24 protein-coding genes are annotated in these 21,440 nt (G+C 57.2%); 11 read left to right on the top strand and 13 right to left on the bottom strand.

Features of this window, described 5'->3' with window-relative positions; all coding sequences use genetic code 11:
• The first annotated feature begins 194 nt into the window (after window positions 1-194).
• The 5 genes from artP (at window position 195) to artJ (ending at window position 3,970) form a co-directional block, all read left to right on the top strand.
• Window positions 195-923 (top strand): arginine ABC transporter ATP-binding protein ArtP, encoded by a 729-nt coding sequence (gene artP / locus ACJ69_RS02975; RefSeq protein ID WP_023335075.1) that lies wholly within the window; start codon window positions 195-197, stop codon window positions 921-923.
• Window positions 924-942: 19 nt separating this feature from the next.
• Window positions 943-1,674 carry an arginine ABC transporter substrate-binding protein ArtI gene (artI, locus tag ACJ69_RS02970; protein ID WP_008500032.1) on the top strand — a complete coding sequence of 244 codons (732 nt, stop codon included), beginning with the start codon at window positions 943-945 and terminating at the stop codon, window positions 1,672-1,674.
• 6 nt (window positions 1,675-1,680) lie between these two features.
• Window positions 1,681-2,397: an arginine ABC transporter permease ArtQ gene (gene artQ, locus ACJ69_RS02965; protein WP_023310941.1), complete on the top strand. Its 717-nt coding sequence runs from the start codon at window positions 1,681-1,683 to the stop codon at window positions 2,395-2,397.
• Window positions 2,397-3,065 carry an arginine ABC transporter permease ArtM gene (gene artM, locus ACJ69_RS02960; protein ID WP_029739452.1) on the top strand — a complete coding sequence of 223 codons (669 nt, stop codon included), beginning with the start codon at window positions 2,397-2,399 and terminating at the stop codon, window positions 3,063-3,065. The genes artQ and artM overlap by 1 nt, the downstream gene beginning before the upstream one ends.
• Before the next feature lie 173 nt (window positions 3,066-3,238).
• Entirely contained in the window at window positions 3,239-3,970 is a 732-nt protein-coding gene (gene artJ, locus ACJ69_RS02955) for an arginine ABC transporter substrate-binding protein ArtJ (RefSeq protein ID WP_025912906.1), read from the top strand.
• 80 nt (window positions 3,971-4,050) lie between these two features.
• Here artJ and ACJ69_RS02950 read toward each other — a convergent pair whose 3' ends face one another.
• The 11 genes from ACJ69_RS02950 to nfsA form a co-directional block, all read right to left on the bottom strand.
• Window positions 4,051-5,520 (bottom strand): sensor histidine kinase, encoded by a 1,470-nt coding sequence (locus ACJ69_RS02950; RefSeq protein ID WP_059346406.1) that lies wholly within the window; start codon window positions 5,518-5,520, stop codon window positions 4,051-4,053.
• Window positions 5,504-6,211 carry a response regulator transcription factor gene (locus ACJ69_RS02945; protein ID WP_059346405.1) on the bottom strand — a complete coding sequence of 236 codons (708 nt, stop codon included), beginning with the start codon at window positions 6,209-6,211 and terminating at the stop codon, window positions 5,504-5,506. Before ACJ69_RS02945 ends, ACJ69_RS02950 begins: the two co-directional genes overlap by 17 nt.
• A 116-nt stretch (window positions 6,212-6,327) precedes the next feature.
• Window positions 6,328-7,458: a 23S rRNA (uracil(747)-C(5))-methyltransferase RlmC gene (gene rlmC, locus ACJ69_RS02935; RefSeq protein WP_054830186.1), complete on the bottom strand. Its 1,131-nt coding sequence runs from the start codon at window positions 7,456-7,458 to the stop codon at window positions 6,328-6,330.
• A 40-nt stretch (window positions 7,459-7,498) separates the two neighbouring features.
• Complete coding sequence (locus ACJ69_RS02930) at window positions 7,499-7,972, bottom strand: YbjO family protein (RefSeq protein ID WP_059346404.1); 474 nt, start codon at window positions 7,970-7,972, stop codon at window positions 7,499-7,501.
• A gap of 65 nt (window positions 7,973-8,037) precedes the next feature.
• Window positions 8,038-8,883 carry a putrescine ABC transporter permease PotI gene (potI, locus tag ACJ69_RS02925; protein WP_059346403.1) on the bottom strand — a complete coding sequence of 282 codons (846 nt, stop codon included), beginning with the start codon at window positions 8,881-8,883 and terminating at the stop codon, window positions 8,038-8,040.
• Window positions 8,880-9,833 carry a putrescine ABC transporter permease PotH gene (potH, locus tag ACJ69_RS02920; RefSeq protein WP_029739446.1) on the bottom strand — a complete coding sequence of 318 codons (954 nt, stop codon included), beginning with the start codon at window positions 9,831-9,833 and terminating at the stop codon, window positions 8,880-8,882. The genes potI and potH overlap by 4 nt, the downstream gene beginning before the upstream one ends.
• A gap of 9 nt (window positions 9,834-9,842) precedes the next feature.
• Window positions 9,843-10,976: a putrescine ABC transporter ATP-binding subunit PotG gene (gene potG / locus ACJ69_RS02915; RefSeq protein ID WP_059346402.1), complete on the bottom strand. Its 1,134-nt coding sequence runs from the start codon at window positions 10,974-10,976 to the stop codon at window positions 9,843-9,845.
• Window positions 10,977-11,119: 143 nt separating this feature from the next.
• Complete coding sequence (gene potF, locus ACJ69_RS02910) at window positions 11,120-12,232, bottom strand: spermidine/putrescine ABC transporter substrate-binding protein PotF (protein WP_023335062.1); 1,113 nt, start codon at window positions 12,230-12,232, stop codon at window positions 11,120-11,122.
• 351 nt (window positions 12,233-12,583) lie between these two features.
• Complete coding sequence (locus ACJ69_RS02905) at window positions 12,584-13,060, bottom strand: YbjN domain-containing protein (protein ID WP_054830185.1); 477 nt, start codon at window positions 13,058-13,060, stop codon at window positions 12,584-12,586.
• 63 nt (window positions 13,061-13,123) lie between these two features.
• On the bottom strand, window positions 13,124-14,026 hold the full coding sequence (rimK, locus tag ACJ69_RS02900; RefSeq protein ID WP_029739445.1) for a 30S ribosomal protein S6--L-glutamate ligase: 903 nt from the start codon (window positions 14,024-14,026) through the stop codon (window positions 13,124-13,126).
• Between the two features lie 69 nt (window positions 14,027-14,095).
• A complete protein-coding gene (nfsA, locus tag ACJ69_RS02895) occupies window positions 14,096-14,818 on the bottom strand; it encodes a nitroreductase NfsA (protein ID WP_059346401.1) in 723 nt (240 codons plus the stop codon).
• Between the two features lie 184 nt (window positions 14,819-15,002).
• Between nfsA and ACJ69_RS02890 the strand changes: the two genes are divergently transcribed.
• Window positions 15,003-15,272: a GrxA family glutaredoxin gene (locus tag ACJ69_RS02890; protein WP_006809455.1), complete on the top strand. Its 270-nt coding sequence runs from the start codon at window positions 15,003-15,005 to the stop codon at window positions 15,270-15,272.
• Window positions 15,273-15,302: 30 nt separating this feature from the next.
• Here ACJ69_RS02890 and ACJ69_RS02885 read toward each other — a convergent pair whose 3' ends face one another.
• Window positions 15,303-15,677, bottom strand: coding sequence for an inner membrane protein YbjM (locus ACJ69_RS02885; protein WP_029739443.1), 375 nt, complete (start codon window positions 15,675-15,677; stop codon window positions 15,303-15,305).
• Between the two features lie 273 nt (window positions 15,678-15,950).
• On the opposite strand from ACJ69_RS02885, the gene ACJ69_RS02880 reads away from it, so the two are divergent.
• From ACJ69_RS02880 to ACJ69_RS02860, 5 genes are all read left to right on the top strand, one after another.
• Window positions 15,951-17,636, top strand: coding sequence for an aspartate:alanine antiporter (locus tag ACJ69_RS02880; protein ID WP_029739442.1), 1,686 nt, complete (start codon window positions 15,951-15,953; stop codon window positions 17,634-17,636).
• A 252-nt stretch (window positions 17,637-17,888) separates the two neighbouring features.
• Window positions 17,889-18,209 (top strand): metalloregulator ArsR/SmtB family transcription factor, encoded by a 321-nt coding sequence (locus ACJ69_RS02875; protein ID WP_054830184.1) that lies wholly within the window; start codon window positions 17,889-17,891, stop codon window positions 18,207-18,209.
• A 40-nt stretch (window positions 18,210-18,249) separates the two neighbouring features.
• On the top strand, window positions 18,250-19,539 hold the full coding sequence (locus ACJ69_RS02870) for an arsenic transporter (RefSeq protein ID WP_059346400.1): 1,290 nt from the start codon (window positions 18,250-18,252) through the stop codon (window positions 19,537-19,539).
• A 12-nt stretch (window positions 19,540-19,551) separates the two neighbouring features.
• Window positions 19,552-19,983 (top strand): glutaredoxin-dependent arsenate reductase, encoded by a 432-nt coding sequence (gene arsC / locus ACJ69_RS02865; RefSeq protein ID WP_054830183.1) that lies wholly within the window; start codon window positions 19,552-19,554, stop codon window positions 19,981-19,983.
• Window positions 19,984-20,101: 118 nt separating this feature from the next.
• A complete protein-coding gene (locus ACJ69_RS02860) occupies window positions 20,102-20,872 on the top strand; it encodes an SDR family NAD(P)-dependent oxidoreductase (protein WP_059346399.1) in 771 nt (256 codons plus the stop codon).
• Here ACJ69_RS02860 and ACJ69_RS02855 read toward each other — a convergent pair.
• Window positions 20,869-21,420, bottom strand: coding sequence for a TetR/AcrR family transcriptional regulator (locus ACJ69_RS02855; protein ID WP_054830182.1), 552 nt, complete (start codon window positions 21,418-21,420; stop codon window positions 20,869-20,871). The genes ACJ69_RS02860 and ACJ69_RS02855 overlap by 4 nt on opposite strands.
• Window positions 21,421-21,440: the final 20 nt, after the last annotated feature.

Genomic DNA, 21,440 nt, shown 5'->3' with positions numbered 1-21,440 from the left:
ATGTGCGGCATTTCATGCGGAATGCCGACATTTATACTCGCCGACCTTACCGTTCGCTATTTTGTGCTATGTTTAAGAGGAAACACGGGTTATATTTAACTTTTAACGCATAAATATTGCATAACTATTCTGTCAACGGTACTATCTGCGGCCTCAATTGCTATAGATTGCCTGGATGAGTAAAGACTGCCCCGATGAGTATTAAACTAAACGGCATTAACTGCTTCTACGGCGCACACCAGGCGCTGTTTGACATCACGCTGAACTGCCCGGAAGGCGAAACGCTGGTTTTGCTTGGCCCAAGCGGTGCAGGCAAAAGCTCCCTTCTGCGTGTCCTTAATCTGCTTGAAATGCCCCGTTCAGGTACGCTGGCAATTGCCGGTAACCATTTTGACTTCGCAAAAACGCCGTCTGATAAAGCGATTCGCGAACTGCGTCAAAACGTCGGCATGGTCTTCCAGCAATACAATCTCTGGCCGCATCTGACCGTCCTGCAAAACCTGATTGAAGCGCCGTGCCGCGTGCTGGGGTTAAGCAAGGATCAGGCGATCGCGCGTGCCGAAAAGCTGCTGGATCGTCTGCGTCTTAAGCCTTACAGCGACCGCTATCCGCTGCACCTTTCCGGTGGTCAGCAGCAGCGCGTGGCCATTGCCCGCGCGCTGATGATGGAGCCCGCGGTACTGCTGTTTGATGAGCCAACCGCGGCGCTGGACCCGGAAATTACCGCCCAGATCGTCAGCATCATTCGCGAGCTGGCGGAAACCAATATTACGCAGGTTATCGTCACCCACGAAGTGGAAGTGGCGCGTAAAACCGCCAGCCGTGTGGTCTATATGGAAAACGGTTATATCGTTGAGCAAGGTGATGCGGGCTGCTTCGCGAACCCGCAAACCGATGCCTTCAAAAACTATTTATCTCATTGATTGTGTCAGGGGAAATATAATGAAAAAAGTATTACTTGCCGTGCTGCTTGCTGGCGTTACCCTTTCCGCTACCGCAGCCCAGACCATTCGTTTCGCCACGGAAGCCTCTTACCCTCCGTTTGAGTCGATTGATGCGAACAACAAAATTGTTGGCTTCGACGTGGACCTGGCTAACGCCCTGTGTAAAGAGATCGACGCGACCTGTACCTTCAGCAACCAGGCGTTCGACAGCCTGATCCCAAGCCTGAAGTTCCGCCGTATCGACGCCGTGATGGCCGGTATGGACATCACCCCGGAGCGTGAAAAGCAGGTGCTGTTCACCACCCCTTACTACGACAACTCCGCCCTGTTCATTGGTCAGAAAGGGAAATTCACCTCTGTCGATCAGCTGAAAGGCAAAAAAGTTGGCGTGCAGAACGGCACCACGCACCAGAAATTCATCATGGATAAACATCCGGAAATTACCACCGTTCCGTATGACAGCTACCAGAACGCGAAGCTGGATCTGCAAAATGGCCGTATCGACGGCGTATTTGGTGATACCGCGGTCGTGACCGAGTGGCTGAAAGCCAACGATAAACTGGCGCCAGTGGGCGACAAAGTGACCGATAAGGATTACTTCGGTACCGGTCTGGGGATTGCCGTTCGTCAGGGCAACACTGAGCTGCAGCAGAAATTCAACGCTGCGCTGGAAAAAGTGAAGAAAGACGGCACCTACGAAACCATCTACAAAAAATGGTTCCAGAAGTAATTCCTGATGAATGAAATTTTTCCTTTAGCAAGCGCCGCCGGGATGACCGTCGGCCTTGCCGTTTGCGCACTGATTATCGGCCTCGTGCTGGCGATGTTCTTTGCGGTGTGGGAATCCGCGAAATGGTTCCCCGTCGCCTGGACAGGCTCCGCGCTGGTCACCGTGCTGCGTGGGCTACCGGAAATTCTGGTGGTCCTGTTTATCTATTTCGGCTCCTCACAGCTGCTGCTGACGCTGTCGGACGGCTTCACGATCAATCTTGGCTTTGCGCAGATCCCGGTGCAGATGCAGATTGAAAACTTCGACGTCAGCCCGTTCCTGTGCGGCGTGATTGCCCTCTCCCTGCTCTACTCCGCGTACGCGTCGCAAACCCTGCGCGGTGCGCTGAAAGCCGTGCCGCAGGGTCAGTGGGAGTCGGGTCAGGCGTTAGGTCTGTCGAAATCAGCGATCTTCTTCCGTCTGGTCATGCCGCAGATGTGGCGCCATGCCCTGCCAGGCCTCGGCAATCAGTGGCTGGTGCTGCTGAAAGATACCGCGCTGGTGAGCCTGATAAGCGTTAACGATTTGATGCTGCAAACCAAAAGCATCGCCACCCGCACCCAGGAGCCTTTTACCTGGTACATTGTGGCGGCGGCTATCTACCTGGTGATCACGTTGCTCAGTCAGTACATCCTCAAGCGTATTGACCTGCGTGCGACGCGCTTTGAACGGAGACCAGGCTGATGCTTGAATATTTCCCCGAGCTGATGAAAGGGCTCCACACCAGCCTGACGCTGACCGTGGCGTCCATTATCGTGGCGCTGATCCTGGCCCTTATCTTCACCATCATCCTGACGCTGAAAACGCCGGTGCTGGTGTGGATTGTGCGCGGGTACATCACCCTGTTTACCGGTACGCCGCTACTGGTGCAGATCTTCCTGATTTACTACGGCCCGGGCCAGTTTCCGTCGCTGCAGGAGTATCCGGTTATCTGGCATCTGCTTTCTGAACCGTGGCTGTGCGCTCTGATTGCCCTTTCGCTGAACAGTGCGGCCTATACCACCCAGCTGTTCTACGGGGCGATCCGCGCCATTCCGGAAGGACAATGGCAGTCCTGCGGAGCGCTGGGCATGAGCAAGAAAGACACGCTGGCGATCCTGCTGCCGTACGCCTTTAAGCGCGCGCTCTCCTCTTACTCCAACGAAGTGGTACTGGTGTTCAAGAGTACCTCTCTGGCCTATACCATCACCCTGATGGAGGTGATGGGTCACGGACAGCTGCTGTACGGACGCACCTATGACGTGATGGTGTTCGGTGCGGCAGGCGTGGTTTACCTGGTGGTTAACGGTCTATTGACGCTGATGATGCGCCTGATCGAGCGCAGAGCACTGGCGTTTGAGCGCAGAAATTAACTACGCGAGTGCATAAAACGGTATTTATGGAGCGGGTAACCTGATGGGTTATCCGCTTTTTTTTTACCATTAAATAATATTTAATCATTTTTATTGCATATAAATTCATTAAATGGCATTGTACATCCATGCCGCAGACACGGCGCATAAATAAGACAGACGGGAGCATTACAATGAAAAAGTTAGTTCTGGCCGCATTACTCGCCACCTTCGCCGCTGGCGCATCCGCAGCTGATAAAATCAATTTTGGCGTGTCCGCCACCTATCCGCCGTTTGAATCGCTGGATGCCAGCAACCAGATCGTCGGTTTCGATATCGACCTGGCGAAAGCGCTGTGCAAACAAATGCAGGCCGACTGCACCTTTACCAACCATGCCTTCGACAGCCTGATCCCGTCGCTGAAATTTAAAAAATACGACGCGGTGATCTCCGGGATGGACATCACGCCTGAGCGCAGCAAGCAGGTCGCGTTCACCGACCCGTACTATGCCAACTCTGCGGTCGTGATTGCGAAGAAAGGCGCTTATACCTCTTTCGAGCAGCTGAAAGGCAAACGCATCGGGATGGAAAACGGCACCACGCACCAGAAATACCTCCAGGACAAGCATCCTGAAGTGAAAACCGTCGCCTATGACAGCTATCAGAACGCGATTATCGACCTGAAAAATGGCCGCATCGACGGCGTGTTCGGCGATACCGCCGTGGTGAACGAATGGCTGAAAACCAATCCGCAGCTGGGCACCGCAACCGAGAAAGTGACCGATCCGCAGTACTTCGGTACGGGCCTCGGCATCGCGGTACGTCCGGATAACAAGGCCCTGCTGGAAAAACTGAACGGCGCGCTGAAAGCGATTAAAGCGGACGGTACGTATCAGAAAATCAGCGAGCAGTGGTTCCCGCAGTAACGTTTTTTGCCGGGTGACTCGGCCTGCGGGGGTGGTAGTCTGTAGGCCGGGTAAGGCGAAAGCCGCCACCCGGCAATTTCTTAAAGCGGCACAAAGAACCTGAACCGTGCACCGCTCGCCGACTCCATCAGCCTAATCCCGCCGCCGTGCAGCTCCAGCATGCGTTTCACGATTAACAGCCCCAGCCCGCCGCGATTCTCCCGCGATGCCTGGGTATTCAACGCCGATGGGCGCTGGAACAGATCGTCGCGCAGCGAGGCATCCACGCCCGTTCCGCTGTCTGCTACTTCGACCTGAAGCCGTTCATTCTCCTGCCAGACCGCCAGACGAATTTCCCCGCCGCCTGGCGTATGGCGCATCGCGTTATCGAGCAGGTTGGTCACTACGCGTTCGATCATCGACACGTCGGCGTTAATCAGCGGCAGCGGTCCCGGCACGTCAATATGCAGATTCACCTCGCGCGTGCGGGCGGTGAGCTCAAACTTCTGCGCCACGTCGGAAATTAACTCCCCCATCGCAAAACGCTCGCGCTGCGGCTTAATGCCGCCGTGCTCAAGGCGCGCCAGCTCAAACAGCTGCTGCGAAAGATGACGGACTTTTTGCCCCTGACGCAGCGCGGTGGCGAGATACTGCTGGTGCTCCTGCGGCGTCAGCGTGGCGGCTTTTAGCGACAGGGTTTCCAGGTAGCCCAGCAGCGAGGTCAGCGGCGTACGGAGATCGTGCGAAATGTTGGCGATAAACTCCCGGCGCTGGCGATCGCTGTCGGCCAGCTGGTCCCACTGGCGGGAGATTTTGCGCGCCAGCTCGATAAAGCTGTTGCGCAGGATCGCCACTTCATCCTTTGCCGCCGCGTCCGACGGCTGTGCCGCCAGCTGCCTGATAGCGCTGATGCTGTCCTGCTCCAGCCCGGCGACTTCGACCGTTAGCTGTTTTACCGGGCGCGTAACCCAGTACCAGACCAGTAAACCTGCCAGCAGGCCAAACAGCGCAACCCACAGCAGTGACCACAGCACCGTGCTCCACAGCGCCTTGTACCAGGCCATCTCCGCCAGGGCGTTTGACTCCTCGCCCTGCAAAATAATGTACAGGTAGCCTTTTAGCTCGCCGTCCTGCCGCAGCGGCGTGGCGCTAAAGACCTTTTTATTTTTACTGCGCGGGTCGTCGCCCAGGACCGGTATGGCGGTACCGCTCAGGAAGGTCTGCACCGGGGCCAGATCGATTTTTTGCCGCTGAATGTGCCCCGGCGGTGCGGCGTCGGCCAGGATATCGCCGTCAGGGGAGACGACGTACAGCTCAACGCTCGGATTAAAGGTCATCAGCCGATCAAACAGCGGCTTGAGTGCCGTTCGGTCGACCCTGCCCTGCGCGTCCAGAATCGCTTCACGCTGAACGATCTGCTGCGCCAGCCCTCCCGACAGCCGCTGCACCATCGCATTACCGTACTGTGTACTGGTGTAGAGCTGTACCGCGCAGGCGACGGTGGCGCAGAGCATCATCAGCAGGATGAACAGCAGCGTCAGGCGCTGGCTCAGGCTAAAGCGGCGCATCATGATTTGGCTCCGCAAACTTATAGCCCTTGCCCCAGACGGTGCGAATAATCTCCGGCTCGGCGGCATCCTTCTCAATCTTGATGCGCAGGCGGTTAATATAGGTGTTAACGGTGTGCTCATAGCCTTCGTGCTGATAGCCCCAGACCTGCTCCAGCAGCGCCAGACGCGAAAAGACCTCGCCAGGATGACGGGCAAAAAAGTACAGCAGCTCGAATTCGCGCGGGGTGAGATCCACCACCTGGCCGTGAAGCAGCACGCTGCGCGCCAGCGGATCGATGGTCAGACCGTGGGCCTGAATTTGACCGTCGGTTTGCGCCTGCCCCATCGCCTGCTGGCGGCGGAACAGCGCTTTGATGCGTGCAATGAGTTCCTGAACCGAGAATGGTTTCGCAAGATAATCATCAGCGCCGGTTTCCAGCCCGGTAATGCGGTCGGTCTCGCTGCTGCGGGCGCTGATGATGATCACCGGCAGGTAGCGCGTCATCTGACGGATGCGGCGGCAAATCTCCAGACCGTCAACGTTGGGCAGCATCAGGTCGAGGATCACCGCATCCCACGGCTGTTTTTCAAGGCGCTGTAAGGCCTTGCCCCCGTCGGGCTCGTGGGTGATGGCGTAGCCTTCGTCTTCTAAATTGAGTCGCAGAAGCGCCGCGATATCGTGGTCGTCTTCCACCAGCAGGATCTGCTTCATGGGTAAGCCTTCAATCATTTCTTATGACGTAAGCTTACCTGATTTCGAGCGGGGGAAGAGTTCACATTTTGTTGAACATTGTGCGGGGTTCATGCCGGGTGGCGCTGTGTTAAGGATTAGCGCGTTTTCACCAACAACGTCAGCACTTCATAATGCGCAGTATGCGGGAACATATCGAAAAGCTGAACGCGTTCAATGCGGTAGCCCGGCAGGCTGCCGATATCCTTTGCCATGGTCTGGGCGTTACAGCTGGAATAGACGATGTACTCGGGCGCCATCTGGCTCAGGTAGTCGCACAGCGACTTGCCGATGCCGCGGCGCGGCGGGTTGACCAGAACCAGCTCCGGCACGTTGCCCTGGCCGGTCGCAAACTGCGTGGAGTCCAGCGCCTGGAAGTGCAGATTCGTTAACCCCAGCCCGGCGGCAGACTGTTTCGCGCAGGCAATCGCTTCGGCAGAGATCTCAATGCCGGTGAGCTGCATCTCGGGCGTGGCGCAGTGCAGGCCAAAGCCGCCCACGCCGCAGAAGAGATCCCACATATGCTGGATGTTTAACGCACGTACCCAGTCGCGGGCGGTGGCGTACAGGCTGCTTGCCACGGTCGGGTTGGTCTGGAAGAAGCTTTGCGGGCGGATCCACAGCGGCACGCCGTTGAAGCTTTCGGCCAGCGCGTGCTGGTCGGTGAAGAAAATCTCTTTCTCCCCTTCCATGATCGCCATATGCACCGGCTGAATATTCGCCGTAATGACCTTCAGCTGCGGCAGCTGTTCCTGCAGCCACGGCAGCGCCGCGCGCAGCTGCTCCAGCTTGGTTTCGGAGCGGAGCACGAAGCGCAGCATCATGCCGCCGTCGAGTTGGCTTTCCGTCAGCAGAAGGTATTTCAGCTCGCCGCGCCTGCGGGCGACGCTGTATGGCGTTAATCCTGCACGCGCGATAAACGGTTTCAGCGCGGCAAAGACGGGCTCAAAGGAGGCGGGATACAGCGGGCAGTCGGTTAAATCTTCCGGCGTGCCGTCGCGGTGCAGCATCCCCAGCAGCGGTTTTTCCACGCTGCCGCTGACCACCATTTTGGCTTTATTACGAAAGCCCTGCTCCGGGCCGCTGACGGGTGCGCACCACTCGCCCACCGCGTGCGCTGCGAGCAGCTGTTGCAGGTCGGCCATTTTGGCGGTGAGTTGTTGAGAGACCGGCTGTTCTATCCACTGACAGGAGCGGCAGCGTCCGGCGTCATAGAGTGCGCACTGCATATGAAAACCTTAAGAATCACGAGGGCTGCGATTATACACATTATTGCAGGCGGAAGAACCGCCGACTGGAGGCGGGGATAAAAAGCAGAAACAGAACCAGCATATCCGGCAGTTTTTGCATAAACAGCGCGCGCAGGATCTCGCGTTTGGATTCCCCGGCAATGCTGAACAGCTCCGGGTAGCCGTATCCCAGCGAGGCGGCCCACAGATAGCTGGCGGCGGTAATTTGCGTCAGCAGATAGACCCAGCGCGCCCAGTTGCGTCCTTTGACCAGCGAAAACGCGCAGTAGATCTCGATAAACACCAGCACCAGGCTGCTCAAAAAGACCAGCGTCAGATTCCACGTCTGCACGCTGCGGTGAATGAATTCACCGATGCCGCGCACGCCCAGGGTGTTCAGAATCATCAGCACGTCCAGGCAGCGGATCATAATAATGGCGAGCGCCGCCACCTGAACCAGTGCAGGTACGTTAGGACGCGCGTGCGTAGTACGTGATTTATTTAATAATCCCAATGTTTTACTTCCCTGAAAAACAGTGCCGCGTCATGCGCGGCACTTCACTGGAAATTTTAAATCCTTCAGCCGCGTCTTGCACGCTGGATATCGCGCACGCGCTGTTTTTCCGCGCGCGCCATCAAATACCAGGCGATAAATCCGACAATTCCGACCACGCCGAGGATGATGGAAGCCAGGGCGTTAATCTCCGGGTTAACCCCCATGCGCACGCTGGAGAAGACCAGCATCGGCAGCGTCGTCGCGCCCGGTCCGGAGACAAAGCTGGCGATAACCAGATCGTCCAGCGACAACGTAAACGCCAGCAGCCAGCCGGAGATCACCGCCGGCATAATCATCGGCAGGGTAATGATGAAAAAGACCTTCAGCGGCGTCGCGCCAAGATCCATCGCCGCCTCTTCAATGGAGCGATCCAGCTCGCGCATGCGCGAGGAGATCACTACCGCCACGTACGCCGTACAGAAGGTGACGTGCGCCAGCCAGATGGTGAGCATGCCGCGATCCGCCGGCCAGCCGATGGCGTGCGCCAGGGCCACGAACAGCAGCAGCAGAGCGAGGCCGGTGATCACGTCCGGCATAACCAGCGGCGCGGTGATCATAAAGGCGAAACCGTTTGAGCCGCGAAAACGCCCGAAGCGCACCATCACCAGCGCGGCGATCGTACCCAGAACGGACGCCATTGTCGCCGCCAGGGCGGCAATCGTCAGGCTCAGCCCCACCGCGCTCATCATCGCATCATCGTGGAACAGCTCGCTGTACCAGCGCGTCGACCAGCCTGCCCAGACCGTCACCAGCTTGGAGCTGTTGAAGGAGTAGATCACCAGCATCAGCATCGGCGCATACAGGAAGGTAAAGCCGACAACGAGGATCGCTATTCGCCACGGGGAGCGCACTACCGGTAAGTTGTTCATCCGTGATCTCCCATCTGTTTCTGCTGATGCTTGTGGAACCACATGATCGGCACGATCAGCAGCAGGAGCATAACAATCGCCACCGCAGAGGCCACCGGCCAGTCGCGGTTATTGAAGAACTCCTGCCACAGCACGCGGCCAATCATGATGCTGTCCGGGCCGCCGAGCAGTTCCGGGATCACAAACTCCCCTACCGCCGGGATAAAGACCAGCATTGATCCGGCGATAATGCCGCCTTTGGTCAGCGGGACAATGACGCTGAAGAAGGTTTTTAACGGGCGGGCGCCGAGATCGAGCGACGCTTCCACCAGCGAATAATCAATACGCGTCAGGGCCGTATAGATCGGCAGCACCATAAACGGCAGATAGGCGTACACAATGCCGATATAGACCGCGAGGTTGGTGTGCAGGATCGTCAGCGGCTGATCGATAACCCCGAGCCACATCAGGAAGTTATTCAGCACGCCGTTGTTTTTCAGGATCCCCATCCAGGCGTAAACGCGGATCAGGAACGAGGTCCACGACGGCAGGATCACCAGCAGCAGCAGGATATTACGCGTCGACGGCTTGCTGTGCGCCACCGCCCACGCCAGCGGGTAACCCATCACCAGACAGCAGAGCGTCGAAATTGCCGCCACCTGCAGCGACTGTAGATACGCTTCGAAATAGAGCGGATCGTCGGTGAGCTGCAGGAAGTTGCCGAGATTAAGCGTCAGCGTCAGCTGCCCGTCGGCCCAGTCCAGCAGGTTGGTATAGGGCGGGATCGCCCGCGCCATTTCCGCCAGGCTTATCTTGAAAACAATCAGAAACGGCAGCAGGAACAGCAGGATCAGCCACACGTACGGCATGGCGATCACCAGCTTGCGGCCGTGGTTCATCTGCATGCGCGTCAGCCACTGGGCAAAGCCGCCCGGCTTTTCTGCGCGGGCTGGAGGTTCAAGTGCACTCATTTGCCGCTCCTATACCGTCAGCACTACGCAACTGTCAGCATCCCAGCACAGGCGCACTTCGTCACCCCATGTTGGCTGCCCCTTGCGGTAGCGATGTTCGTTCTGCAGCTGCGCGCTGAGCATCTGCCCGCTTTTCAGCCGCACGTGGTAGATAGACAGGTCGCCCAGATAGGCAATGTGCACCACTTCGCCTACGGCAAAGTTATAGCCATCGGCAGGCGGATCCTCACAGAGCATGATTTTCTCCGGACGCAGCGCGACGTAGACCGGCACGTTGTCCACCACGGAGTTATCAGGATCGACCTTAAGCGGATGCTGCAGCCCCGGCGATTCGATGACCAGCCCATCCTCCTGACGAACTTTCAGCAGCCCTTCGAAAACGTTAACCGAGCCAATGAACTCCGCGCTGTAGCGGGTGGTCGGGTGCTCATAAATCTCTTCCGGCTCGCCGATCTGCACGAACTTCCCGCGGTTCATGATCGCAATACGCCCGGCCATGGTCATCGCTTCTTCCTGGTCGTGGGTCACCATCACGCAGGTCACCCCCACGCGCTCCAGGATATCCACCACTTCGAGCTGCATGCGGTCGCGCAGCTTTTTATCCAGGGCCCCCATCGGCTCATCGAGCAGCAATAATTTCGGACGTTTTGCCAGACTGCGCGCCAGGGCCACGCGCTGGCGCTGGCCGCCGGAGAGCTGGTGCGGCTTACGCTTCGCGAACTCCTGCATGTGCACCAGGCTCAGCATCTCGGCCACGCGCGCGGTAATTTCGGCCTTCGGCAGCTTGTCCTGCTTCAGGCCAAAGGCGATGTTCTGCTCCACCGTCATGTGCGGGAACAGCGCGTAAGACTGGAACATCATGTTAATCGGGCGCTGATACGGCGGCACGCTGGAGAGATCCACGCCATCGAGCATGATTTGCCCGGCGGTGGGCTGTTCAAAACCGGCCAGCATACGCAGCAGGGTCGATTTTCCGCAGCCAGAAGCCCCCAGAAGGGCAAAAATTTCGCCTTTATAGATAGTCAGGCTGACGTCGTCCACGGCATGCTGGCCATCGAAAGATTTGGTGAGGTTACGAATTTCAAGAAGCGGGGTGAGCGCTTTACGGACTTTCGCCTGCGGGCGGGGGATCGCGTCATTCACGGGGTGTTCTCCGGCATAGATCAGTACTGGTGCAAACGCACCGTCAGGGTGCGCATCGCCGGGCGGCGCTAATGCTTGCCCGGCCTACGGGTTGTACAGGCCCGGTAGGCGACAGTGCCACCGGGCAACAATACCAAACGCCGTTATTTACCGCTTTTCACCTTGGTCCACGCGCGGGTACGCACGCGGTCAATTTTTGGATCCTGAACTTTCAGGGTGAAGAGCTTAGCGAACACATCCGCTGGCGGATAGATAGCCGGGTTGTTACGGATTTCTTCGCTTACCAGCGGCACCGAGGCCTTGTTACCGTTCGCGTAGTAAACGTGGTCGCTGATGTGGGCGATCACCTCAGGACGCATCAGGTAGTTGAGGAACTGATAGGCTTCGTCTTTGTTTTTCGCATCAGCCGGCATCGCGAAGACGTCAAAGAACGCCAGCGCCCCCTCTTTCGGAATGAAGTAAGAGACGTTCACGCCGTTTTTCGCCTCTTTCGCGCGATTAGCCGCCTGCCACACGTCCCCTGCCCAGCCGATCGCGACGCAGATGTCGCCGTTCGCCAGGTCGTTGATGTACTGAGACGAGTGGAAATAACGAATGTTTGGACGCAGCTTCAGCAGCAGATCGGTCGCCGGGCCGGTGTAATCATCGGCTTTACTGCTGTTCGGGTCTTTGCCCAGGTAGTTCAGCACGGTGGCGAAAATCTCTTCCGGCGCATCGAGGAAGGAGACGCCGCAGCTTTTCAGCTTCTCAAGGTTTTCCGGCTTCAGCACCACGTCCCAGCTGTCCAGTTTGACGTCCGGGCCGAGCACCGCTTTGACTTTATCCACGTTGTAGCCGATACCGGTGGTCGCCCACAGGTAAGGCATCGCGTATTTGTTGTCCGGGTCATGCTTCGCCACCAGCTTCAGCACTTCCGGATCGAGGTTTTTCCAGTTCGGTAACTTGCTCTTGTCCAGAGGCTGGAAGACGCCTGCCGTCAGCTGGCGCTCGAGGAAGCTTGCAGAAGGCACCACGAGATCAAACCCGGTGCTGCCCGCCATCAGTTTTCCTTCCAGCACTTCGTTGGAATCGAAAACGTCGTAGACCACTTTAATGCCGGTTTCTTTTTCAAAATTCGCCACCGTGTCCGGCGCAATATAGTCAGACCAGTTGTAAACGTGCAGCGTTTTTTGTTCCGCAGCGAGCGTGCCGGCAGAGACGGCCATCAGAGCACCCGCAACCAGACCCGATAACCATTTTTTATTCAAGGCGATCATATCTTTATTCCTTCTGAAAGCTCGTTAACAAACGAACTAAAACTGTGCAATCTGAAGATATGCAATAATCATGCATAGTTTGTCGCTCTGCCTAAAATAAAAAGAAACCTCTTTACCCGGCAGCTTCCGCTCGCTTTTTTAAGCATCGCAAGAATAACTGTAGCCCGTGTCTCCGGCTATAGCCCAGACGAAAAAACGCCTTTTATCAATTTTTTATGCAGGTTATGTCTACGTGATAAGCCGAAACGGCCTTCAGGGAGGTGAAAAATTCTTTAAAGAAAGGTTAAAAGCAGCAGAAAAAATGGCCTTCTGCAGCCGCTATGGCAGCGACTGCGCAAAAGTCAGACAGGCTTAGTGAAGAAAATTGGGAGATGCATCATTATTCTCTGCATCATCTTCCGCGCTATACAGCAGATGGTGTGCATTGGCTTCCATCATGACCATGGAAATTTGCTCTTCACTCAAGCGCATAAACCAGGAGAACTGCTTGAACGACAGCCCGGCACCGGAGAATAAAGACTGGCAAACGACCAGTTTTGGCAGATTATCATCCTGTATGTCGAGAAATGCTTTCACCGTCAAAGAACTGGCGTTGATCGCCGACAGGTCGGAGGCCAGCGCCAGCAGCGCGGACGGCTTCACTTCGGCCAGCGCGGAGAAAAGGATCACGTCGTTAATGAGATCGATTTTGGCATCGAAAATGCCGTCGAAATTCTGCATATGAGGCAGATGCAGCGCCTGACAGGAATCGCATTCGAAGAACGTAATTCCGGCATCATCAAGCCATTGACGTAACGTATCCAGTGTAGGTACGATCTGTAAATCCATCGCTGTGCAGCCTCTTCAATAAAAACTTCGCATAGATTACGCAAAAAGTGCGTTCAATACCATTTAACCGCCCGTTTTCAGACAGTAGCCCGGCGTGGCATGTCGCTCGATCCATGCGATCATTTTACCCGCAATATCGACACCTGTGGTTTTTTCCACGCCTTCCAGCCCCGGCGAGGCGTTCACCTCCATGACCAGCGGCCCGCGCGTCGCCCGCAGAAGGTCTACGCCCGCCACGTCCAGCCCCAGGGTTTGCGCCGCTTTCACGGCAATTTCCCGTTCGCGATCGCTAATATCGGCTACCCGCGCCACGCCGCCGCGATGAAGGTTAGAGCGGAAATCGCCCTCTTTCGCCTGGCGCTCAATGGCCGCCACCACCTCATTGCCGACCACGAAGCAGCGGATGTCGCGCCCTTTCGCCTCTTCGATGTACTCCTGCACCAGGATGTGCGCATTGAGGCCCCGAAAGGCGTCAATAACGCTCTCCGCCGCCTGACGCGTTTCCGCCAGCACCACGCCAATGCCCTGCGTGCCTTCCACCAGCTTAATCACCAAAGGCGCGCCGCCCACCATATCGATGAGATCGCTGGTGTCGTCCGGTGAATGGGCAATCCCCGTGACGGGGAGATCGATCCCCTGACGGGCGAGCAGCTGCAGCGAGCGCAGCTTGTCGCGGGCGCGGGATATGGCGACGGATTCGTTGAGCGGATAGCTGCCCAGCATCTCGAACTGGCGCAGCGCGGCGGTGCCGTAATAGGTGATCTGGGAGCCGATGCGCGGGATCACCGCATCAAAGTGCGGCAGCTTGCGGCCTTTGTAGTGAATCGACGAAGCGGCCGGGTCGATGTTCATATAGCAGGACATCGGGTCGAGGATCTCAACCTGATGCCCGCGTTTCGCCGCCGCCTCACGCAGGCGTTTACATGAATAGAGCGTTCCATCCCGGGACAATATGGCAATTTTCACCCTGCACCTCTCTGAAGACATGGAAAAAGCCTGCATATCATATACGCAGGCTGGCGCAGGCGGAATGGACTATCGCGTCGCCCAGCCCTGTTTGTGGAGGTAATCAAGAATAAACGGGCGATTTTCTTTAATGATGGTGCGACGAATATGGTCAGTCCAGGTATCGCGGCGGTTATTGCTGCCGCGGGTCATGTAGTAGTTCGCCAGCTCTTCATCATATTGATTCAGGACGTCCTGATCGACCGGCTGGTAGTGGTTTTCGTGCACCAGCATGGCGGCAGGAATGCGCGGCTTCAGATCCGGGTTATCCGCAGGCCAGCCGAGGCACAGGCCGAACAGCGGCAGGACGTGTTTTGGCAGCTTCAGCAGCTCGGTCACGCTTTCGATGTTGTTACGCAGGCCGCCGATGTAGACACCGCCCAAACCCAGCGACTCCGCCGCCGTAAAGGCGTTTTGCGCCATCAGCGCGGTATCCACCACGCCCAGCAGCAGCTGTTCGGCCAGCCCCAGCTCCGCCTCTGGGCAGATCTGTAGGTGGCGGTTGAAGTCGGCGCAGAACACCCAGAACTCCGCGGCCTGGGCCACATGCTTCTGCCCGCCGGTCAGCGTGACCAGCTGTTCACGCATGGTCGGGTCGGTGATGCGGATAATCGAGCTGCACTGCAGGAAACTGGAACTGGAGGTCGCCCTGGCGCTGTTAATAATCGCTTCGCGCTGCGCCTCGGTAATCGGCTCATCGGTGAAGTGGCGAATGGAACGGTGGGATGTGAGCAGGTCTATGGTTGGCGTCATCTTGTCTCTCTTTGTCTTGCTTAAACCGTATGGCAGCCAGTATAGGCAATGATTTGCGCGGTGTAATTGGCGAAACATAGCCTTACTGTATCAAAGCGACAGGCGAAACCTTCTTTAATGGCGGCAGGTTATCGGGCACTATATGTCCTATTCGCCGTCAGGCTTGTTTTTTGAGGAGAGAGAAATGTTTGCAGTAATTTTTGGTCGTCCAGGGTGCCCTTACTGTGTGCGCGCGAAAGAGCTGGCTGAGAAACTGACCGAAGAGCGCGATGACTTCAACTTCCGCTACGTGGATATCCACGCGGAAGGCATCACCAAAGCGGATCTCGAAAAAACCGTCGGCAAGCCGGTTGAAACCGTACCGCAGATCTTCCTCGATCAGAAACACATCGGCGGTTGCACTGACTTTGAAGCTTACGCCAAAGAGCATCTGGGCCTGTTTGCCGCTCAGTAATGCGAAGACGCCCTCACCCTGAGGGCGTTTTTAATTGTGGTGCCGTCGATGCTTAATCAGATTGCACACAAACAAATAGCACAGCGCGCCAAGGGCGCACCAGAAGACACCGCTCAGCAACCACGCCAGCTCCTGCCAGAAACTTCGCGTTGATACATACAGCATGCGCATCAGCAGCAGACACAGCGGTGCCGCCAGCATTGCGCCAATAAGCGGCTTGACCACCTCCCCTTTACGGGAAAGAAAACTGGCAGCGGCCCCCGGCAGGGTAAAAAAGAGCAGCCCCAGCTCCGGATGTCCGGCAGCCCTGAATGCCCCTTTCACATTAAAAGCGAGCGACATGCACACGACGGTAAACAGCAAAAAGCAGCTGATCACCCCCGCCCAGTTTCGTTTAATGTTCAAACTATCCTCCTGACTTATCTCTATCAAATACACCTTCGTCGGGTAGACGCCCAGTCAGATAAAGCAGTGCGGCAATCCTTGCCAAAGTACGCACAGGGTGATGCGATAATAGGTAGCTGTCAGTAGCTAATGCGATTAAACTACACGCCAGCTAATGTTTTAGGGAATAAAGCAGGAAACAGGGAGCGTTAACGCCTTTCCCTGACCCAGAAAACAGTAGCCCAAATAGTCCTTTCATTCAACAACTTACTGGTAAACAAGAAGTTAGCCTCCGTGAATATAAACGTCGCAGACTTGTTAAATGGGAATTACATCCTGTTATTATTTGTGGTACTGGCGCTGGGCCTTTGCCTGGGTAAATTGCGCCTGGGTTCAGTTCAACTTGGTAATTCCATTGGCGTTTTAGTCGTCTCCTTATTATTAGGCCAGCAGCACTTCAGCATTAACACGGACGCGCTCAACTTAGGTTTTATGCTGTTTATTTTTTGTGTTGGCGTGGAAGCAGGACCGAACTTTTTTTCAATTTTCTTCCGCGACGGCAAAAATTATCTGATGCTGGCGCTGGTGATGGTCGGCAGCGCGCTGCTGATCGCGTTAGGGCTGGGTAAACTGTTTGGCTGGGATATCGGGTTAACGGCCGGTATGCTGGCAGGCTCCATGACCTCCACCCCCGTGCTCGTGGGTGCCGGTGATACTCTTCGCCATTCCGGCATGGCCGGCGCGCAGCTCTCTACCGCGCTCGACCACCTGAGCCTGGGCTATGCCCTGACCTATCTGATTGGTCTGGTGAGCCTGATCGTTGGCGCGCGCTACCTGCCAAAACTTCAGCATCAGGATCTGCAGACCAGCGCCCAGCAAATCGCCCGCGAGCGCGGTCTCGATACCGATTCCAAACGTAAAGTCTATCTCCCGGTGATCCGCGCCTATCGCGTCGGGCCAGAGCTGGTGGCATGGGCTGACGGCAAAAACCTGCGCGAGCTGGGGATTTACCGCCAGACGGGCTGCTATATCGAACGTATCCGCCGCAACGGCATTCTGGCGAACCCGGACGGCGACGCGGTGCTGCAGATGGGCGACGACATCGCGCTGGTGGGTTACCCGGATGCCCACGCCCGTCTCGACCCGAGCTTCCGTAACGGCAAGGAGGTGTTCGACCGCGACCTGCTCGACATGCGTATCGTCACCGAAGAGATCGTGGTGAAAAACCATAACGCCGTGGGCCGCCGTCTGGCGCAGCTGAAGCTGACCGACCACGGCTGCTTCCTCAACCGCGTGATCCGCAGCCAGATTGAGATGCCTATCGACGATAACGTCGTGCTCAACAAAGGCGACGTTCTGCAGGTCAGCGGCGACGCGCGTCGCGTGAAAACCGTTGCCGACCGCATCGGCTTTATCTCCATTCACAGCCAGGTCACCGACCTGCTGGCCTTCTGCGCCTTCTTTATTGTTGGCCTGATGATCGGGATGATCACCTTCCAGTTCAGCAACTTCAGTTTCGGCATCGGTAACGCCGCCGGGCTGCTGTTTGCCGGGATCATGCTGGGCTTCCTGCGAGCGAACCATCCAACCTTCGGCTACATTCCGCAAGGTGCGCTGAACATGGTGAAAGAGTTCGGTCTGATGGTCTTTATGGCAGGCGTCGGCTTAAGCGCGGGAAGCGGTATCGGCCACAGCCTGGGCGCCGTCGGCTGGCAGATGCTGGTTTCCGGACTTATCGTTAGCCTGGTACCGGTGGTGATCTGCTTCCTGTTCGGCGCCTATGTGCTGCGCATGAACCGCGCCCTGCTCTTTGGGGCAATGATGGGCGCGCGTACCTGTGCGCCTGCGATGGAAATCATCAGCGATACCGCGCGCAGCAACATCCCGGCGCTGGGGTATGCGGGCACGTACGCTATCGCTAACGTACTGCTTACGCTGGCGGGTACGCTGATCGTTATCATCTGGCCGGGACTCGGATAACTCCTAAGTTTGCGCGTGATGGAAAATATTTTCGTTACGCGCAGAACTTTTTTATCAGGGGGCAGTCATAACTAGTGCCACTGCTTTTCTTTGATGTCCCCAATTTGTGGAGCCCATCAACCCCGCCGTTTTGGTTCAAGGTTGATGGGTTTTTTGTTGCCTGAAATTCCCCTTCCTCAAATCTCACCTTCTCTCTTGCCACCAAAACATATATGATTAAACATATATAAAATCACACCTGCAGGAACGCCTATGCTCCACCCGCTCCAGCTCTTCAAAACCCTCTCCGACGAAACGCGGCTCGCCATCGTCATGCTGCTCCGTGAAGCAGGCGAGCTGTGCGTCTGCGATCTCTGCTCCGCGACCACCGAGTCGCAGCCGAAGGTCTCCCGCCACATGGCCCTGCTGCGCGAGTCCGGGCTGGTTATCGATCGCCGTGAAGGGAAATGGGTCCATTACCGTCTCTCTCCCAACATGCCTGCATGGGCGGCAGCGGTTATCGACAACAGCTGGAACTGCCTGCGGGAAGAGACGCGCATGAAGCTGAAAAACCGACTTTCAGGCTCGTGCTGATCGAAACACATTCACAAAAACAGATATAACGGAGTAAGAGATGTTTCTGGCAGGGGCTATTTTTCTGTTTACGCTGGTACTGGTCATCTGGCAGCCCAAAGGGCTCAGTATCGGCTGGAGCGCCAGCATTGGCGCCGTACTGGCGCTGGCCAGCGGCGTGATTCACATTAACGATATTCCGGTCGTGTGGAATATCGTCTGGAACGCCACGGCAACGTTCATTGCCGTCATCATCATCAGCCTGCTGCTGGATGAGTCCGGCTTTTTTGAGTGGGCGGCGCTGCACGTTGCCCGCTGGGGGAACGGTCGCGGGCGATTGCTGTTTACGTATATCGTGCTGCTGGGCGCAGCCGTGGCGGCGCTATTTGCCAATGACGGTGCGGCGCTGATCCTGACGCCTATCGTTATCGCCATGCTGCTGGCGCTGGGGTTCAGCAAGCAGGCCACGCTGGCGTTTGTGATGGCGGCGGGTTTTATCGCCGATACCGCCAGCCTGCCGCTGATTGTGTCCAACCTGGTCAACATCGTGTCGGCAGACTTCTTTAAGCTGGGGTTCAGCGAATACGCCTCGGTGATGATCCCGGTAGATATCGCCGCCATTGCCGCAACGCTGATGATGCTGCATCTCTTCTTCCGCAAGGAAATTCCCCCGGAATATGACCTTGCAAAACTCCGCGAGCCCGCGCGGGCCATTCACGATCTCCCGACGTTCAGAACGGGCTGGCTCGTCCTGCTCCTTCTGCTCGTCGGTTTCTTTGTGCTTGAACCTCTCGGCATTCCGGTCAGCGCCATCGCGACCGTCGGCGCGCTGATTTTATTCGCTGTCGCAAAACGCGGACATGCGATAAACACCGGAAAAGTGCTGCGCGGCGCGCCGTGGCAGATCGTCATCTTCTCGCTGGGGATGTATCTGGTGGTGTATGGCCTGCGCAATGCCGGGCTGACGGAATATCTCTCCGGCGTACTGGATAGCCTGGCCGGACACGGGCTGTGGGCCACCACGCTGGGGACCGGATTCATCACCGCGTTCCTGTCATCCATAATGAACAATATGCCCACGGTGCTGATTGGCGCGCTCTCCATCGAGGGCAGTACGGCGACAGGTTTGATCAAGGAAGCGATGATTTACGCCAACGTGATTGGCTGCGACCTGGGGCCGAAAATCACGCCTATCGGCAGCCTCGCCACCCTGCTCTGGCTCCACGTGCTGGCGCAGAAAAACATGACGATCACCTGGGGCTACTATTTCCGGACGGGCATCATCATGACGCTGCCGGTCCTGTTTGTGACGCTCGCCGCGCTGGCGCTACGTCTCTCCTTCACACTGTAATGAGCCATTGATATGAGCCACATCACCATTTACCACAACCCCGCCTGCGGCACGTCGCGCAACACGCTGGAGATGATCCGCAACAGCGGCAAGGAGCCAGAGATTATCCTCTATCTGGAAACCCCGCCGTCGCGCGATGAGCTGACCACCCTGATTGCCGATATGGGCATTTCGGTGCGGGACCTGCTGCGTAAAAACGTGGAGCCCTATGAACAGCTCGGCCTTGCCGACGATAGCTTCACCGACGACCAGCTTATCGATTTTATGCTGCAGCACCCGATTCTGATTAACCGTCCGATCGTGGTGACGGCGCTGGGTACCCGCCTGTGCCGACCGTCTGAAGTCGTCCTCGACATCCTGCCGGATGCGCAGAAAGGGGCGTTTACGAAAGAGGATGGCGAAGCCGTCGTGGACGCCAGCGGGAAAAAAATCTCGCCAAAGTAACCCGTTGATAATGGCGCAGTAAGGCCTGCCAGCCGCATACCTCACCCACCGGCCGGGTTGCATCAGCCGAAACCCGGCACATACTTTTGAGGGGTAATCCTGGTGAGGGTATGCAGGTATGGGCTTGAAAAATAAAACCGCCGTCATCTTCGGCGGCAGCGGCGCCATCGGCAGTTCAGCGGCGCACGTTCTGGCGCGTGAAGGGGCGGATGTGTACCTCGCCGCGCGTGACCACGCCAGGCTGGAGCAGGTCGCCAGCCGTATTCGCGCCGCCGGAGGGTCTGCCAGCACGTTTATTTTCGATGTGCTCGATGACTCCTCGCAGCTCCCGGATCTTGCCCGCATTGATGTCGTCGTCAACGCCACGGGCTTTATGCACGATCAGGGTAAACGCCTTGAGGCGTTAACGCTCGGCGAGTTCAGGCAGGGTTTCGACCCCTTCCTGGCCGCGTACTTTAACATTGCAAAAGCCGCGTCGCCCCGCATGGGCGGCGAGCATGGCGGGACCATAATTACCGTCGTCGCCCCCGCCGCCAACATGACAATGGCGGGCCACCTCGGGCATATCGTCGGCTGCGCCGGAACGGAAGCCTTGACCCGGGCGCTGGCTGCGGAACTGGGTACACACAATATTCGCGTGCTGTGCGTGCGTTCACACGCGATAGCCGACGCGGTGCAGGCGGGTTCGTATGTGGGGACCATTTTCGCCTCCAGGGCGCAGGCGATGGGGATCACGGTTGAGCAGTTTCTCGGCGGTGCCGCGCAAAGCACCCTGACGCATCGCCTGCCGACGCTGGCACAGGTGGCAGACACGATTAAGTTTCTGGCCTCAGATGCGGCGGGCGCCATCACGGGAACTACCGTCAATATGACCGCGGGCGCAACCTAGCGGCCGCTCTCGCCCGCAATCCTGCCCACCATCGCCCGGATCTCTTCGCGGGTTAACGGCGCCCGGTCGGTGACATAGTGCAGCGTCATCCCTTCGATAAACGCGTCCAGCGCGCGGGTGGTGACCGGGTCGAACCACTGCTCCAGCGTGGTCTGGCTCATCCTCATCCAGTCCTGCATCACCGTTTTCAGCGCCGCGCTGCGGTGCATAAAGGCGTAGAGCTGATACATTAGCGCCATGTTGTGCGGCGTGGTCACCTGGGAACTGTGGATCAGCGTGGTGATAGATTCGCACGCCATTTCCGGCCCGGTGACGCCCGCAAAGAAATCCCGGTACTGCTGCGAAATCTGCCGGGTAAACCACGTGAAGGCCTCCTCCAGCAGCGGCTCCATGCCGTCGAAATAGTAGGTCATCGACCCCAGCGGCACGCCCGCGCAGGTGGCGATTTTACGGTGCGTGACGGCGTGAATACCGTGCTCGGCGATAGTATCGAGCGTTGCCTGCAGGATCTTTTCCCTGCGATGCGGATCGTTCGGTGGTCTGCTCATAAATTCCTCACGTGGTTTGT

Source organism: Enterobacter asburiae (genome assembly GCF_001521715.1).
In the GTDB taxonomy this organism is placed as follows: Bacteria; Pseudomonadota; Gammaproteobacteria; order Enterobacterales; family Enterobacteriaceae; genus Enterobacter; species Enterobacter asburiae.
This window is presented reverse-complemented; position numbering and strand designations above follow the sequence as displayed.

Excerpts from the sequence above, each read along its gene's own strand:
- artJ (WP_025912906.1), top strand. The coding sequence starts at position 3,239 with ATGAAAAAGTTAGTTCTGGCCGCATTACTCGCCACCTTCGCCGCTGGC.
- ACJ69_RS02950 (WP_059346406.1), bottom strand. The coding sequence starts at position 5,520 with ATGATGCGCCGCTTTAGCCTGAGCCAGCGCCTGACGCTGCTGTTCATC.
- artI (WP_008500032.1), top strand. The coding sequence starts at position 943 with ATGAAAAAAGTATTACTTGCCGTGCTGCTTGCTGGCGTTACCCTTTCC.
- artP (WP_023335075.1), top strand. The coding sequence starts at position 195 with ATGAGTATTAAACTAAACGGCATTAACTGCTTCTACGGCGCACACCAG.
- ACJ69_RS02875 (WP_054830184.1), top strand. The coding sequence starts at position 17,889 with ATGCTCCACCCGCTCCAGCTCTTCAAAACCCTCTCCGACGAAACGCGG.
- ACJ69_RS02855 (WP_054830182.1), bottom strand. The coding sequence starts at position 21,420 with ATGAGCAGACCACCGAACGATCCGCATCGCAGGGAAAAGATCCTGCAG.
- ACJ69_RS02945 (WP_059346405.1), bottom strand. The coding sequence starts at position 6,211 with ATGAAGCAGATCCTGCTGGTGGAAGACGACCACGATATCGCGGCGCTT.
- potF (WP_023335062.1), bottom strand. The coding sequence starts at position 12,232 with ATGATCGCCTTGAATAAAAAATGGTTATCGGGTCTGGTTGCGGGTGCT.
- nfsA (WP_059346401.1), bottom strand. The coding sequence starts at position 14,818 with ATGACGCCAACCATAGACCTGCTCACATCCCACCGTTCCATTCGCCAC.
- artM (WP_029739452.1), top strand. The coding sequence starts at position 2,397 with ATGCTTGAATATTTCCCCGAGCTGATGAAAGGGCTCCACACCAGCCTG.
- arsC (WP_054830183.1), top strand. The coding sequence starts at position 19,552 with ATGAGCCACATCACCATTTACCACAACCCCGCCTGCGGCACGTCGCGC.
- ACJ69_RS02860 (WP_059346399.1), top strand. The coding sequence starts at position 20,102 with ATGGGCTTGAAAAATAAAACCGCCGTCATCTTCGGCGGCAGCGGCGCC.
- potH (WP_029739446.1), bottom strand. The coding sequence starts at position 9,833 with ATGAGTGCACTTGAACCTCCAGCCCGCGCAGAAAAGCCGGGCGGCTTT.
- ACJ69_RS02870 (WP_059346400.1), top strand. The coding sequence starts at position 18,250 with ATGTTTCTGGCAGGGGCTATTTTTCTGTTTACGCTGGTACTGGTCATC.
- ACJ69_RS02905 (WP_054830185.1), bottom strand. The coding sequence starts at position 13,060 with ATGGATTTACAGATCGTACCTACACTGGATACGTTACGTCAATGGCTT.
- potI (WP_059346403.1), bottom strand. The coding sequence starts at position 8,883 with ATGAACAACTTACCGGTAGTGCGCTCCCCGTGGCGAATAGCGATCCTC.
- artQ (WP_023310941.1), top strand. The coding sequence starts at position 1,681 with ATGAATGAAATTTTTCCTTTAGCAAGCGCCGCCGGGATGACCGTCGGC.
- rlmC (WP_054830186.1), bottom strand. The coding sequence starts at position 7,458 with ATGCAGTGCGCACTCTATGACGCCGGACGCTGCCGCTCCTGTCAGTGG.
- ACJ69_RS02890 (WP_006809455.1), top strand. The coding sequence starts at position 15,003 with ATGTTTGCAGTAATTTTTGGTCGTCCAGGGTGCCCTTACTGTGTGCGC.